Source organism: Mycobacterium sp., from assembly GCF_008709575.1.
GTDB lineage: Bacteria > Actinomycetota > Actinomycetes > Mycobacteriales > Mycobacteriaceae > Mycobacterium.
In genome coordinates, this window is record NZ_VYIK01000467.1 from 1 (window position 1) to 608 (window position 608).

At 68.1% G+C, this 608-nt stretch carries 1 protein-coding gene; it reads left to right on the top strand.

Annotated elements, in window-relative coordinates; translation table 11 throughout:
* A partial coding sequence (locus F6Q13_RS19615; RefSeq protein WP_293060049.1) for a phosphoribosyltransferase occupies positions 1–608 on the top strand: 608 nt, incomplete at both ends.

The following is a 608-nucleotide window of genomic DNA, read 5'->3' on the forward strand; positions in this document are numbered from 1 at the left end:
GGGGCCTGCGGATCACCCCTGCGCAGCTGCGCGAGATCGCGGAACGCGAAGGGCGAGAACTGGCCAGGCGCGAGGCCACCTATCGGGATGGTCGCCCTCCGGTCGACCTCACCGGCAAGACCGTTATCCTCGTCGACGACGGGTTGGCCACCGGTGCCAGCATGCTCGCCGCGGTGCAGGCACTACGCGAGGCCGAGCCCGCGCAGATCGTGATCGCAGTGCCGGCGGCACCCGAGTCCACCTGCCGGGGATTCGCCGGGCTCGTCGACGACATGGTCTGTGCGAGCATGCCGACCCCGTTCCTCGCGGTCGGCGAATCATACTGGGACTTCAGCCAAGTCAGCGATCAGGAAGTCCGGGATCTGCTCGCCGCCCCGACGACCGGCCCGACTCTGGTTGAAGTCCGGCAAGAAACTGCCGCCGAGGTCATCCGGCGGGTCGCCGTCGACGCACCCGGCGGCGTGCCGCCGCGAGAGGTGTTGTCCCGGTTGATCGGCGACGCTCGACTCGTTCTGATCGGTGAGAGCTCGCACGGCACTCAGGAGTTCTATCAGGCCCGGGCCGAGATCACCAAGTGGCTGATCGAAGAGAAGGGCTTCTGCGCGGTG